Source organism: Paenibacillus sp. 2TAB26 (assembly GCF_052115145.1).
Taxonomy (GTDB): Bacteria; Bacillota; Bacilli; order Paenibacillales; family Paenibacillaceae; genus Pristimantibacillus.
Genome location: NZ_JBFRGC010000006.1, coordinates 160,271 through 174,890 on the forward strand (window position 1 = coordinate 160,271; position 14,620 = coordinate 174,890).

Genomic DNA, 14,620 nt, shown 5'->3' on the forward strand with positions numbered 1-14,620 from the left:
CCTCTTTTCTCCGTTTGGTTAGGGGATGCGTACGTAAAGCTATCGTCCACGCTAACGCTCGACAGTTCTATTTTAAACTAAAGTTAAACTACTTTAGAAGTCCCCCCGCTCCTATAATGAGAGTACTTTCAGAGGAGGGGTTAAGCATGAGAAAAATAGAGACGGATATTGTGGTATGTGGCGGAGGGCCGGCGGGGATCAATGCGGCGCTGGCAGCTGGAAGAAGCGGGGCGCGAACGCTGCTGATTGAACGATACGGTTTTCTTGGCGGCATGTCGACTGCAGCTCTGGTCTATCCATGGATGACCTTTCACACGATGGATGGCAAACAGGTCATTGCCGGAACGGCGCAGGAAATTGTAGACCGCTTGATGGCCGAGGGAGCATCGCCCGGACACGTTCGCGATACGGTAGGCTTTGTAAAGACGATCACCCCTTATGATCCTGAAGTGTATAAGGTGTTAATTATTGATATGCTGCGCGAGGCGGGCGTGAAGGTGCTGCTGCACAGCTTCATGGACGAAGTGCAGACCGGGGAAGGCCTCATTGAAACGGTACGACTCGCTACCAAGTCCGGGAAGTACGAAATTTCGGCGAAGCAGTTCATCGATGCGACAGGGGACGCCGATCTGGCCTATCTTTCAGGTGCGCCGTGCTTGCAAGGACGCGACAGCGACAAATTGACGCAGCCGATGACGATGAAGTTCCGAATGAGAGGCGTTGACCTGGCGAGAGTTAAACGGTATATGATCGACCATCCGGACGAGTTTTACAAGAAGACGCCTTTCGATGAGCTGGAGGAACTGCCATTGTCCGGCGTATTGGGTTACTTCAAGCATTGGAAGGAGGCTGATCTGCCCATTAACAGAGACCAGGTCCTTTTCTTCACAGGTCCGGGACCGGACGAAGTGCTTGTCAATACGACTCGTGTTCAAGGGCTGGACGGAACTGAATTGGAGGATTTGACGGAAGGAGAAGTGCAGGGCAGGAAGCAGGTGCGCATGGTCGCGGATTTCATGACCCGCTGCTTGCCAGGCTTCGAGAACGCTTCCATCTCTTCGGTCGGAGCGCAAATCGGCATACGTGAAAGCCGCAGAATAGACGGCTGCTATTCACTCCAGGTACAGGATGTTGTAGATGGACGCGCGTTCGATGATTGCATTGCACGAAGCGGCTATCCCATCGACATTCACGATCCGTCCGGCAAGGGCGTACAGGCCGCATGGGTACAGGGCGACGGGGCGTACGATATTCCTTACCGCTGTTTGCTGCCGAAGCGGATTGACAATCTGCTCGTAGCAGGCCGCTGCATCTCGACGACGCATGAGGCACTGGCAACGACGCGTCTGACACCTAGCTGCATGGCGACGGGACAGGCTGCGGGTACGGCGGCAGCAATGGCATGGGAGCAGGGGATATCACCGGGAAAAATCGACATTGGACAGCTGCAGGAGCGTCTAATTCATAACGGCGCGCTGCTGCGCAGTGGGCAGACTGTATAACGCGCATCCGTCAGCGAGATAACGGCTAAATTCAATTGAAGTAATAATTGGGTCATGGTAGACTTTTTCATAAGGTCGCCTCGTATCGGAAGTTTGTTGGAAAACAAACATTCTACCGGATGAGCGGCCTTTTTTACCATGTGATAGTACATGTGTGCGTTTAAAATCTGTCAGGGGGAATGGGTGAATGAAGCGGTATATTTCGATACGAGCCAAATTTATTACCATGTTCGTTCTGCTTATCACCATTCCATTCCTGATAAGTGGAATCAGCACTTACAATAAATTTGCGGAGGAAACCGAAAAAAACTCCAGGGCGTACTCCATGCAAATTATGAATCAAGTGAAAATTAATTTGGAAAATACGATAAAAGACGCAGACAGAATAACTGTGGCTCCCTTATATAACGAAGACGTGCTGCGGATTTTGGAGAAGCACAGTTATGAAGAGCCAGGCGAGGAGAAGCTTATTCCATCGGCGGAAATTACCAAAATGGCAAGAGTAGCGGCTTCGCTCACATTGGATCAGCCCGGAATTGAACGAATGATCTTTTTCACCCGCGACGGCATTATGTTCAGCGTCCAAGAAAAACTAACGCAGCGTTATTGGAACGAGAAAGGGAATAGCTGGATGCAGGAGGTGCTGGATGCAGAAGGTAGGCTTGTCATTATTGAACCTCATGAGACGACTTATTACAAACGATCGGAACGGGTTATTTCCGCAGCCAGAGCATTGAATCACCCTGCAACGGGCCAAAGCATTGGGGTCGTCAAAATTGATTTTAACATGAAAGAGCTCGAAGCGTTATTGTCAGAAGTATGGCTCAGCGAAAACAGCCAGTTTTACTTGACGAAGGATAACGGCGAGCTGTTATTTCCGGATGAACCGGTTAATTTCCCGGATATTGGTCCGGGGGACGGAACGATAGATTGGAACGGCCAGACTTATCTGTACACAACCATGCACTCCAAATCAACGAAAGTGAATATTCACGGACTTATCCCGATGGCCGACTTGCAACAGGGCGGCAAGGAAATCGTCGGATTTACGATCCTCATTTCAGTCATATCGCTTATCATTGCCTATTTGCTTGCGATTTTCACGTCAGAGCGGCTGGTCAGGCCGATCCGTTATCTTCAGTCGCGCATGCGGCGGGTAAAGGACGGGGCTTTCAGCGAACGGGCAGATTTGAGCTTGATGAATCGCGATGAAATCGGGCAATTGGCTGAGGGTTTCAATCTGATGGTGACGGAAGTGGAGCGGCTGGTCAAGGAGGTATATGAAACGAAACTGCGCGAACGCGAAGCCGAGCTGTCGGCTCTGCAAAGCCAGATTAATCCGCATTTTCTGTACAACACGTTGGAATTGGTAAGCATGCAGGCGCTGAAGGAGAGAAATCTCGAAATCAGCGATATTGTTGCCAGTTTGGGGAAAATGCTGAGATACACGGTTGACAAGCAGGAACGACCGGTGCAATTGAAGGAGGAGATACGGTTCGTTAACGCTTATTTGCAAATTCAGTTATCCAGGCATGGCGAGAAGCTGAATTCGGAAATGTATGTGGATCCGTCCTTCGAATCTTGTCTTGTACCAAAGCTGCTGCTTCAGCCGCTGGTTGAGAATGCATTGGAGCACGGAATGGGCAATAGCGGATTGACGATAACGATCAGGGCATCCGTGCTGGATCAGGATTTGCTCCTGACTGTACAGGATAATGGGGTGGGGATGCCGCCGCAACGTTTATTGGAGGTTCGCCATCAGATGTTGTGCAAGCCGGAGCGGGACGGCAGCCGTCCAAAGTTTGGAGATACGCTGAAAGGTTATGCCATCAAAAATATTCACCATCGCATTCAACTGCTTTATGGTGTGGAATACGGCTTAAGCGTGGAGAGCGATGAGGCCTCCGGAACACAATGGAGAATCCGGCTGCCATTACGATAGGGGGAATTGGAATGTACAATGTGATGCTGGTAGAAGACGAGAAGAAAATTCAGGAAGGGTTAAAGATAATGATCGAGGAAGTGATCGGCAGTTACAGGGTAACCGCGGAAGCGGAGCACGGTATCGCTGCGCTGGAGCTTCTCAGAATGCAATCGGTAGATTTGCTGATTACGGATATCCGTATGCCCCAGATGAACGGAATCGAGTTATTGCGGCATGTCCGGGGGTTGTATCCGAGCCTTCCTGTATTAATCATCAGCGGGCATGAAGATTTCACTTATGCCAAGGCGGCGATGCGTCACAATGCGTCGGATTACATCCTGAAGCCGGTGGACCGGATTGAGCTTTCCCATTTTCTATTGAATTTGAAAGCGCGGCTGGACCGCGAGCGGGCGGTAGAGACGCCTAACGCCGAAGCAGCCCATGAAGATCTGACGATTCGAAGAGTGAAGGAACTGGTCGTCTCTTGTCTGGATCAGGATGTTTCACTTCCATTCATTGCGGAGCAGGTGCATTTGAATCATCAATATTTATCCACATTGTTTAAGGTGAAAACCGGACAAAACTATTCTGATTATGTGACGGCCTGCCGGATGAGTAAAGCCAAGGAGCTGCTGACCCATACACATCTGAAAATATACGAGGTCGCCAACCTTTGCGGCTATGCCAGCGCCAATCACTTTATGGCCGTGTTTCGGCAGCATTGTGGAGCGAAGCCTACTGAATATAGAAAAAGGCCGCTGAGTTGAGGCCGGTCAGATCTTTGAGCACCAAACAAAACAGATGCTATGAATATCGTAGTTTTTCTCGAAAATACGTTGTTTTTCACTGACAGGCTGACTTGTATACTTATTGTTAAGCGCTTTCAATTGGTGCAGAGACTTCATGTATTGCGACAGAAGGATTACATTCGGATATTCGGGAGGTGTAAGCGGAAGCTTGGGCTGGGTTTATTTGGAAGCGCTTACAGAAAAACTGTAAGAGAAGAACTAATGAAATGACATGAAAGAAAGGATGTGGTGGATAATGACTAGTCTTGCAAAAAGATCTACAGCGTTATTATTAATCCTGAGTATGCTGTTCACGGGTTTGATGGGCTCGAGTCGCGTGCAGGCCGAAGCCGAAGCGGAGTCTGCCAACCGAATCATATTCGAGGATTTCGAGAACGGCGCGCCGGACGATTACAGTGTTGAGGCGGAACCACCATTCGTTGTTCAAGTCATGGAGACGACGAGTGCAACCCCGCTGACGATCGCGGGTTATAGGGCCAGCGGCAGCGATTCCAATATTCCGGAATATGCCATTGACGGGGATATTCAGACAAGGTGGTCGGCGTATGATGACGGGCAATGGATCGAACTGGATCTGGGCTCGGAAATACTGGTTTCTTATCTGGGAGTCGCTTTCTACCGGGGAGACAATCGCAGCAAGACTATTGATATCGAGGTTTCTAACGACCAGACCAACTGGACCCGCATATACAGCGGCGATAGCAGCGGCACTACGATCCAGGTTGAGGCCTTTGGTTTTGAAGCCGTCACCGCCCGTTATGTACGGGTTGTCGGGCGCGGAGCAAGCGAATGGACAAGCATTTCAGAAATTCAGATTTACCCTCCCCATGTGGACGGGTTTATATTAAGGGATGTGGAGATTCCGCCAACGGGACCGGATCCGGATTCCCCAATTCCGACAAAAGCAGGTCTCTATTATGCGGATGGCGCACCGCATGTGCCGCATGAGGCTCAGACAGTGACCGGCACTACGTATAATGTCCTGGACTTCGGCGCCGATCCTGCCGACAACGGAATAGATGACGCTCAAGCTATCCGGGCTGCACTGGCTGCAGCGACGCTTGGGGACGAAGTGTATATTCCGAACGGACACTATCAATTAACGAGCACAGATAGGGACGGAGTTACCCATTTCATTATGAAATCCGGCGTGCAGATGCGCGGCGAGAGCCAGGATGGCGTTCTGCTGGTTTCCGACCATGCTAATGAACAGGGAGAATATGCTACGGTTGAAGGCATCGTATTCCGCATGGCCGGACAAAACAATATTAAGATCAGCAACATGACAATTACGTCCAGCTGGGACTTGAATTATTCAACGAATACGTCGGTTGCGAATCCGGATCGGGGTGGACCTAAGCAGGTGATCATGATTACCGCCGCTTCCGGCAAACCGTCCTATAACATTACACTGGATGGACTGACGATCGAGAAGTTTCAACGGATCGGCGTTGTCATTACGAACAGTCATGATGTTATTGTGGAAAATTCGCTTTTTCGCAACGCGACGAACTTAGCCGAGGGCGGAAACGGTTATGGCGTTTCCATCGAAGGCAAGTCCAAGGAAAGCCGGCTCGGCAGAAATGACGACTCTCGTTTCAATGTTGTTCGCAACAACGAGTTTATCGGTCCCTATCTTCGTCACGGAACGATGGCGCATTCTTACACCCATAACAATCTCATTGAAAAAAACTACTACTTGAACTCGGCATTAGACGCTATCGATTTCCACGGAGAAGACGARTATATGAATGAAGTGAGAGACAATCATATCGTTGGCGGCGGCGAAGCGGCTGTCGGCGTCGGCAATCCGGGCGCTACGCATGATGCCGCTGGACCAGGCAATTACATTCATAACAATTTAATCGAGAATGTGAAACGGTATGGGGTACAGGTGTACTTAGGATCTCCTGATACGATTATCGAGAATAATATCATTACCGGATTTACGAACGCGGGGAGCCAGGGAATACGTCTGAAAAATGCGCCCGGAACAATTGTGAAGGGCAATCAGATCGTGAACAATACGGCTTCTGGCTTCTGGGGTATCATTGCAATGAAAGACGACGGCGATCCCACCAACGCCGGGAACGGCGCAGGCATACCCGAGAATATTGTCATTCAGGATAATCATGTTACGGGGAATACGAATGGCGTTAAGATTTCGCACGGCACGAATATTCTTCTCTCCGGCAATGAGATCAGTGGAAATACCGGGACGGATTATGAGAATCAAGTGGTGGTTTCCGAACTGCTGCCGGCAACCAAGGCAGCAAGCGTACAGCAAAATGCTCAGAACGCTCCGGTTGCGGATCTTTTACAAATTAAAGGCGGAGATGATAGCGAATCGGCGAGAAGCTATCTGCAATTCGATCTGAATTCCATTGAAGGCAAGCTGGCTACCGCATGGCTCTACGTGTATGGACAAGCGCTTGAGAGCCCTGTTGGAGAGACGGGAGCGGCAACTTCTCTCTATGCAGTGGATAGCAATGACTGGGACAGCGATACCATGAAATGGGATATGTATCAGTCTCCGCCAGAGCTTGGGCAAAAGCTCTCGACTGTGCGGCTGAATAATAACAGCGAGAACGTCTGGTATGTATTCGATGCGTCTGTGCTCGTGCATGAACGTCTGGATGTTGATCGTACGATATCGCTTGCTTTAGCGCAGGATGCCGATCAAACCGGTTATCTGACGCAGCTATACAATGGACAAGACTCTAGCTATAGGCCCTACCTGCGGGTTGAAACTTACCCTCCTGTCGAACTTGCGGCCGTAGCGGTAACGGCGGATCGTTCGCAGCTGGTGCCGGGCATGACTACCCAACTGCATGTGACCGGCACATACAATACAGGATCTCACGTTTCGTTAGAAAATGCGGACATATCTTTCATAAGTCTGACGCCGGATCATGTGACTGTTGATCATACGGGCTTGGTTACCGCGATTCAAGCTGGAGAAGCAGCATTACAGGCAACTGTCGTCTTGGATGGCGTTGCTCGCACTGGAGAGTTCGTTCTTAATGTAACCAATAATCTGGCGATTACTGCGCAGTTATCGGTCGACTCCACGCTGGGTACAAATACAAAAGATAGAGTACTTGACGGAAGCTTGGAAACCCGGTGGATATCAAAAGGCTCCCAAACGCCTTATCTGATGCTGGACTGGACAACGGAGCAAACAATCAACCAAGTGAAGCTGTGGAGCGGACATGTGCCGATTATAGGCTCGGCCAAGTGGCATGTCAGAGATTTTGATCTGCAGATTTTGGAAGACGGAGAGTGGAAGACGATAGCCGAAGTCCGAGATAATAATCAGGACGCTTTTTTGGGTCAGTATACGACGTTGAATTTGGAAAACCCCGTCGTGACGACTGCATTGCGCTTCCATTTTGTCCGTCCGTCATGGGGCAACGGCAATTTGAACGATATGATGGCCAGAATCAATGAGGTGTTTGTCGGCTTCGTCAACGATTAGGAACCATCTCGGCCTAAGTCCTTGTTACGCGGGCTTAGGCCGAAGTTCTGTTATTCAGCTGGTTCAATTAAAGTACTCGAATTTACATAGTTTTTCTCGAATTCGCGTTATTTTTTCTGGAAGCCATCAGATCTATACTAGTGATAGAAAGCGATTACAAACGTAGAGAGGGGCATAAAAATGAAAAAATACGGGTTTGTCTTGCTGTCAATGGTATTGCTGCTCGGGTTGCTGAGCGCATGTGGAGGAAAAGGCAATAACAATAATGGCGCCGCAAAGGAAAAAGCGAACAATACGCCGAGTGCGGAAGTGGCTGCTGAGTCAAAAGATCCTATCGAGCTTAAGATGTCCGTTTGGGGCAGTGATGCCCAGGTGGCGTTGTATGACGAGCTTGCTGAGGAATACAAGAAGCTCCATCCGAATGTGACAGTCAAAACTTCCGTGATTCCATGGGCGGACTACCAGCAGAAACTAGCGATCATGGCAGCGACCAAAACCTCGCCTGATATCGTATGGATCTCAGAGCGCATGATTCCGCAATTTATGAATGGGGGCCAGCTGCTCGATATTTCGTCCGTGAAAGAGGACGCGGCTTATGCGTTCGGTGATATAATACCATCCACGCTCACTGCATTTGAAAAGGACGGCAAACTCTACGGCATTCCATTCTCTACGCCGCCTCAGGTCGTTTTCTACAATAAAAAACTGTTTGAAGCGAATGGGTTGAAGTCGCCAATGCAGCTTTATGAAGAGGGCAACTGGACTTACGATGAGATGGTCAAAGCGTCCGAAGCGATCTCCAAACCGCAAGAAGGGGTATACGGCGTGAAGTTCATACAAAGTTCCTCCAACTGGTCCGACAATCTGATTCCATTGATTTGGGCGATGGGTGGCGAAATATTTAACGAAGACACAACGCAATTCGCTATGAACACGCCGGAGACGGTCAAAGCGATCAATCTCTTTAAAGGGCTGCTCGATAAGAAAGCGCATCCAAGCATCGGCGAGCAGTTAACTTTCGATACAGGTAAGCTTGGTATGGCGTTTGAAAACGTTACCCGTACAAGCGCTTACCGTGACAAAGTCGATTTCGAATGGGATATTGCTCCGCTTCCGAAAGGCGACCATGGCGTCACGGTGCCTATCGGCTTTGGAGGCTATTCGATCTTCAAAGACGCAGAGAATCCGGAAGAAGCACTGGAATATTTAAAATTTATTAGTAATAAGGAAAATGCAGCTAAAGTAGCCCAGTTTTTTGTACCGCAGAGAAAGTCTGTCCTGTACTCCGATGAGTATCTTAACAAGTTCCCGTTCCCGACTGTTGAAACGATGAAAGTGGCTGCGTACGATCGGTTGGCCGAAGGTACAATCCGGCCTTCTCATCCGAACTGGGTCAAGATTGACGAGCAGGTGACATTAAACATGGATGCGATTTTGCTCGGTTCCACGACAACCGAGCAAGCGTTAAAAATTATGGAAGACAGCATTAATCCTCTATTGAAATAACCCTCCAGAACGATGGAGCATTGCGAGATCGCCATATGAACAATAGGGCGATCTCGTAAATTATAGGGAGGGTTGCGTCATATTGACAACAGGAGGTAGGCGCGAATGGCCGGAGGTAAGTCTGTGGGTTTAGCATCTTTGAAATCAAAAGAAATGTGGATGGGATATTTATTCATACTGCCTATTGTGGCGGGATATATAATCTTTCTGTTTGGCCCGATCGTGTACGCTTTCGTGATGAGCTTTACGAATTGGTCGTTATTTGGAAATACAACGTACATTGGGTTAGAAAACTATATTTACGCCATGCGCGATGATCCCGTCTTCTGGGATACGGTCGTGAATACCGTATATTTCTCTGCGGGCTTGGTCCCGCTGAACATTGTTTTATCGCTTTTGCTGGCCATGCTATTGAAACGGAAAATATGGGGCATCGGCTTGTTTCGGACCGCGATCTTTACGCCGGTAGTCGTTTCCCTCGTGGTTTGGGGGATCGTATGGAAGTTTATTTTCTCTACGGACGGCGGATTAGTCAATCTGCTGATCCGAACGTTTGGCGGAACGGAGATTGCGTGGCTTTTCTCGGAAACTTGGACGATGCCTACCGTTATAGTGGTCAGTGCGCTTAAAGGCGTGGGCATGAACATGGTCATCTTCCTGGCCGCTCTGCACGATGTGCCGAAGGATTATTACGAGGCTTCCAAAATTGACGGTGCTTCGCGCTGGGAAACCTTTAAATCCATTACATTGCCAATGATTACGCCAGCCGTATTCATGATAACGATAATAACCGTTATCGGTTCTCTTAAAGTGTTCGGACAAATCTATGTGATGACAGGCGGAGGGCCGGGAACTAGCACTTACGTGATGGTCTTCTACATTTTCAAACAAGCGTTCCGCTCCTACGAATTCGGTTATGCATCGGCACTGGCATTTATTTTGTTCAGCATTATCCTGGTTCTGACTTTGATACAGTGGAAACTGAGAAAGAGATGGGTACATTATGAACAATAAAAAGATAACATCCAACCTTGCATCCTATCTGGTTCTAACAATCGTTTCCTTCATCGTGTTGTTCCCTTTTTTTTGGATGGTCAGCACATCCTTGAAGACGGATTCCGAGGTGTTTCTATTTCCGCCCCAGTGGATACCCGAAGCTTGGGAATGGTTCAATTATATTCGCGTGTTTACGGAAATGCCGTTTCATCTCTACTTTTTTAATAGTATATATATCGCGGTGCTCGTCACGGCAGGCACTTGTTTCTTGTCCGCATTGGCAGGCTATGCGTTTGCCAGATTGCACTTTCCATTCAAAAACGCGATCTTTCTGTTCCTGCTCAGCGGGATGATGATTCCTACGGAAGTTACGGCCATTCCATTATTCAGCTGGATATCAAAACTCGGATTCATCGATACGCATATTCCTCTGATTCTTCCGCCAATGCTTGGAGCGGGAGGGATGTTCGGCGTATTTCTCGTACGTCAGTTTCTAATTACAGTTCCTATTGAACTGGATGAAGCAGCCAAAGTAGACGGGTGTTCGCCGTGGCGCACGTTCAGGTCGATTATGCTCCCGATTGCCACGCCCGCATTGGCAACCGTAAGCATCTTTACATTCATGAATAGCTGGAACGAGTTTTTTGAACCGCTAATTTATTTAAATACGAAGGAATTGTTCACGCTGCCGATCGGCTTATCGCTGCTGACTACGGATACCGGCGTGGACTGGCCGCTGCTGCTTGCCGCTTCGACCATAGCAACTGTCCCGATTCTGGTTGTTTTCTTCCTGGCTCAAAATAAGTTTATTGAAGGCATTGCCAATACGGGCTTGAAATAATTTTCACATACAAACGTCAGCCCAATAATGGACTGACGTTTGTTTTTTGCAGCTACTTCGAAACGAAAAAAAGTCATATGTTAACAAAGTAATTCTTTACGTCGATAACATGGTATTATAAATAAATTGGTGAACTAGAAGAGTAATGATAAGGCTCCTTTTGGAGCTTTTTTTAATAGGTTCTGTCAAATATTATTCCAAACAGAACTCTTTCCCTAATATAATAGATGGAGCTTAATTTGATCAAACTCTTCGTCGGTCAGCTTGCCTTCTTTGAATAAAACATCGTCACGAACATCAATTTTGCTGATATCATGTAGGAGTGCCATTTTGTGCAGAAGATCAATTTTCCATTATAGGAAATATAGACACGACTACAAGCAACAAGAGAGGAATTAATAAGGTGAAGGAATCACTCTGGACCAAACCGTTTGTTTTGTTGATTTTATCTAATTTATTTTTGTTCTTATCACTGGAGATGCTGCTGCCTACACTTCCGATGTTTGCGGCAAATAAAGGAGGCTCGGATGCTGAGATCGGACTCATTATTGGTTTATTTACTTTTTCAGCTGTTTTATTAAGACCTTTTGTTGGTATGGCTTCGGATAAGTTCGGCAAAAAGCTGCTGCTTCTCGTCGGCGTAGCCATTTGTTTAATCGGTACGGCCAGCTATTACGCCGCAGTGACGATTACGATGATGCTTATGCTTCGTATCGTACATGGTGTAGGCTTCGGTATTTCAACGACCTTGTACGGAACGGTTGCTTCGGACATCATACCGGCCTCCCGAAGAGGAGAGGGCATGGGGTTTTTCGGTACAGGTAATGCTGTAGCCATTTCGCTCGGGCCCTTCCTTGGCATATGGTTGATGGAGGAGTTTGGTTTCTCCGTATTGTTCATTGTTGGCGCATGTATACTGCTGATTGCGATGGTTTGTACGGCCTTCGTCAAAGGTGACACCAAAGAGGAGAGGGCAAAGGCGCAAATAGCGTCCGCCACGGAAACCTCATTCATGCTGCGGTTTATTGAGCCGAAAGCACTTATGCCTTCTTTATTAGGACTGCTTGTAGGTTTGTCTCTGGGCGGTGTTATCAGCTTTATCACATTGTTCGGCAAAGAAACAGGCGTACAAAATATAGGGTTTTTCTTCCTTGTCCTTGCTATAAGCGAATTTTTAATACGTTTTATCAGCGGTCGGATTTTCGATTCGAAGGGGAGATTCTGGGTACTGTTTCCTGCGGCAATTTCTTGTATCGTGGGCTGCATAATCCTTTATATGACCAAATCAACTGGAACATTGCTGCTTGCAGCGGTGTTTTATGGAGCGGGCTTCGGGGCTATTTTCCCAGGCTTGCAGGCTTGGGTGATTGACAGGGTGGAGCCGCAGCGAAGAGGGGTAGCGACTGCAACTTTTTATAATGCATTCGATATCGGGATCGGAAGCGGAGCCATGCTGCTTGGTCTAGTCGCGACATGGTCGAATTATGCGACGATGTATCTCGTATCCAGTCTGTTCTTCGTCATTTACTTAGTTGTATATTTCGTATATGAGAAGCAGCTTAAGCAAGCGGGTTTGGCGGAAATAGTAAAGCGATCGTAGCCGTGAAAAACAGCAGCGACGATCGCGTGGAATTAGTGTGATACGTATCGATCTTTTCCTTCGCGCTTCGCCTGGTACAGCGCTTTGTCCGCATGGGTAAACAGCTCATCTTGCTTAGCGGAACAGCCAGGCTTCCATGTTGCTGATCCCAAGCTTATCGTAACCTGTTGGCAGCCGGATAATTCTGCATGCGGTATCTTTAATTGTCTGACCGCTTCCAGAAGTCTAGATGCAATATTGGCGGCACGTTCTTCACTCGTTTGAGGTAAAATAAATCCAAATTCCTCGCCCCCATAGCGGGCGACAATATCAAGCGGACGCTTCAGGGCGCTCCGCAATGCGGCGGCGATTTGTCTGAGACATTCGTCGCCTTTTTGATGCCCGAACGTATCATTGAATAATTTGAAGTTGTCGATATCGCCCAGCATGAGCGTGATCGGCATATGGTGATGCTGCGCTTCCAGCCATTCCTTGTTCCAAGACTCATCAAACACTCGCCGATTTGCAATATTGGTCAACTCATCCACATGCGAGAGCTTATGTAATAATTGATATTTTTCAATCATTTTCAACTCATTTTCTTTGCGAGGGGTAACGTCTCTGGAGACAGAAACGATCGTCTGCGTGCGATCACCATCATGATAAATGACGCGGGAGGTCGTTTCGAGCCAGCGATAAATGCCTTCCTTGCGGCGCATGCGATAAGTAATGGTATTGGCTTCAACGTTGCTGTAAATGAGCTCCTGATTTTCGAGCATTCTCCCTCTGTCATCAGGATGATACAAAACAAACGGTGACGATCCAATCAGCTCGTCATCACGAAAGCCTAGCAGCATATAGCAAGCAGGGGATACATAAGTAAATAACCCATCTCGATCATGCTTGGAGATCATGTCGCTTGAATTTTCAGCAAGCAGCCGGAAGCTCTTCTCGCTCTCCAGCAGCTTGTCAGCGATTCGCTTCCGCTCTGTAATTTGGCGAAAATGAACGGAGAGTCCAAATTCGGACGGGTATAAATTCGACTCAAACCAATTATTAAGCCGTGGAATAAATTGCTCGTACATGCGGTGCTGATTGGTTTCCATAGACAATCTATATTCTAGATGGCTTATGGACTCTGCGAGCCAAGGGAATAGCTCCCATATGCTATAACCAATCAATTGTTCCTTGTTTCGCTTAAATAGTTCCTGAGTCGCATTGTTCGTATAGATAAACCTAAATTCATGATCCAGTGAGAAAAATGCATCTGAGATACTCTCCAAAATAGTGGAGATCCGCATCGTAAGCTGCCTTACTTCCGACACGGCTTGCGTCTTCTCTGTAATGTCCATCATTTGCGATATAAAATGACGGGGGGCGCCATGCCTATCATATACAAGGGATACGGAAAGAAGCACGGTTACAATGCCGCCGGTCTTTTTGAAGTATCTCTTCTCCATTTGAAAGGTGTCGATTTCGCCCTCGAGCAGCTGTTTCACGTAGCGGTAATCCTCTTCCAAGTCATCCGGATGGGTAATTTGGCCAAACGTAAGATTGATAAGCTCTTTCTCCTCATAACCGAGCATCGTTTGAGCGGAAGGGTTGGCTACGATAAAACGACCATCTAAATCTACTAATGCCATGCCTATTGAGGCATAATGAAAAGCGCTGCCGAATAAATCAGCTTCGCGCTTTGATTTCGAAAACAAGGTCAAGCTGCGCACCTCTCTGCGGTTCAGACTGGATAAGTTTGTTAGTACATAGTAAAGAATAGAACACAACCATCCGTTTGTCCACATGACTTCTGTAGGAAAGATCATCTGCAAAAAAGTAAGCATGTGGTATTTTCGGCGCTATATTATTGTTGTTTTGAACAAAGCTTCGTATAATGAAACGTATCATGCGTATCTCGCCCATTCGTTTGGATAGGATAGGGATGAGACGTACCGGCAGAGCAATGTTTGGAGCAATCAAAATGATAGAGG

At 47.8% G+C, this 14,620-nt stretch carries 9 protein-coding genes; 8 read left to right on the forward strand and 1 reads right to left on the reverse strand.

The features are described from left to right. The first annotated feature begins 146 nt into the window (after positions 1–146). The 8 genes from AB4Z50_RS08205 (at position 147) to AB4Z50_RS08240 (ending at position 12,656) form a co-directional block, all read left to right on the forward strand. Positions 147–1,502: an FAD-dependent oxidoreductase gene (locus AB4Z50_RS08205; RefSeq protein ID WP_441877832.1), complete on the forward strand. Its 1,356-nt coding sequence runs from the start codon at positions 147–149 to the stop codon at positions 1,500–1,502. Between the two features lie 187 nt (positions 1,503–1,689). After that, entirely contained in the window at positions 1,690–3,444 is a 1,755-nt protein-coding gene (locus AB4Z50_RS08210) for a cache domain-containing sensor histidine kinase (protein ID WP_441877834.1), read from the forward strand. After that, the gene (locus AB4Z50_RS08215) at positions 3,417–4,193 is read left to right on the forward strand and encodes a response regulator transcription factor (RefSeq protein ID WP_441877836.1); all 777 of its coding nucleotides are present in this window, start codon (positions 3,417–3,419) and stop codon (positions 4,191–4,193) included. The genes AB4Z50_RS08210 and AB4Z50_RS08215 overlap by 28 nt, the downstream gene beginning before the upstream one ends. Before the next feature lie 277 nt (positions 4,194–4,470). Further along, positions 4,471–7,713 (forward strand): galactose-binding domain-containing protein, encoded by a 3,243-nt coding sequence (locus AB4Z50_RS08220; RefSeq protein ID WP_441877838.1) that lies wholly within the window; start codon positions 4,471–4,473, stop codon positions 7,711–7,713. 180 nt (positions 7,714–7,893) lie between these two features. Further along, on the forward strand, positions 7,894–9,219 hold the full coding sequence (locus AB4Z50_RS08225) for an ABC transporter substrate-binding protein (RefSeq protein ID WP_441877840.1): 1,326 nt from the start codon (positions 7,894–7,896) through the stop codon (positions 9,217–9,219). Between the two features lie 105 nt (positions 9,220–9,324). Beyond that, positions 9,325–10,233: a carbohydrate ABC transporter permease gene (locus tag AB4Z50_RS08230; RefSeq protein WP_441877842.1), complete on the forward strand. Its 909-nt coding sequence runs from the start codon at positions 9,325–9,327 to the stop codon at positions 10,231–10,233. Then, positions 10,223–11,056 carry a carbohydrate ABC transporter permease gene (locus AB4Z50_RS08235; RefSeq protein ID WP_076268419.1) on the forward strand — a complete coding sequence of 278 codons (834 nt, stop codon included), beginning with the start codon at positions 10,223–10,225 and terminating at the stop codon, positions 11,054–11,056. The genes AB4Z50_RS08230 and AB4Z50_RS08235 overlap by 11 nt, the downstream gene beginning before the upstream one ends. Positions 11,057–11,459: 403 nt before the next feature. After that, positions 11,460–12,656 carry an MFS transporter gene (locus AB4Z50_RS08240; protein ID WP_441877844.1) on the forward strand — a complete coding sequence of 399 codons (1,197 nt, stop codon included), beginning with the start codon at positions 11,460–11,462 and terminating at the stop codon, positions 12,654–12,656. Between the two features lie 32 nt (positions 12,657–12,688). Here the strand turns inward: AB4Z50_RS08240 and AB4Z50_RS08245 are convergent, their stop codons facing one another. Next, complete coding sequence (locus AB4Z50_RS08245; RefSeq protein ID WP_441877846.1) at positions 12,689–14,455, reverse strand: PAS domain S-box protein; 1,767 nt, start codon at positions 14,453–14,455, stop codon at positions 12,689–12,691. Positions 14,456–14,620 lie beyond the last annotated feature (165 nt).

Coding starts and splice junctions, on each gene's coding strand:
- AB4Z50_RS08205 (WP_441877832.1), top strand. CDS start 147: ATGAGAAAAATAGAGACGGATATTGTGGTATGTGGCGGAGGGCCGGCG.
- AB4Z50_RS08245 (WP_441877846.1), bottom strand. CDS start 14,455: ATGATCTTTCCTACAGAAGTCATGTGGACAAACGGATGGTTGTGTTCT.
- AB4Z50_RS08225 (WP_441877840.1), top strand. CDS start 7,894: ATGAAAAAATACGGGTTTGTCTTGCTGTCAATGGTATTGCTGCTCGGG.
- AB4Z50_RS08210 (WP_441877834.1), top strand. CDS start 1,690: ATGAAGCGGTATATTTCGATACGAGCCAAATTTATTACCATGTTCGTT.
- AB4Z50_RS08230 (WP_441877842.1), top strand. CDS start 9,325: ATGGCCGGAGGTAAGTCTGTGGGTTTAGCATCTTTGAAATCAAAAGAA.
- AB4Z50_RS08215 (WP_441877836.1), top strand. CDS start 3,417: ATGGAGAATCCGGCTGCCATTACGATAGGGGGAATTGGAATGTACAAT.
- AB4Z50_RS08235 (WP_076268419.1), top strand. CDS start 10,223: ATGAACAATAAAAAGATAACATCCAACCTTGCATCCTATCTGGTTCTA.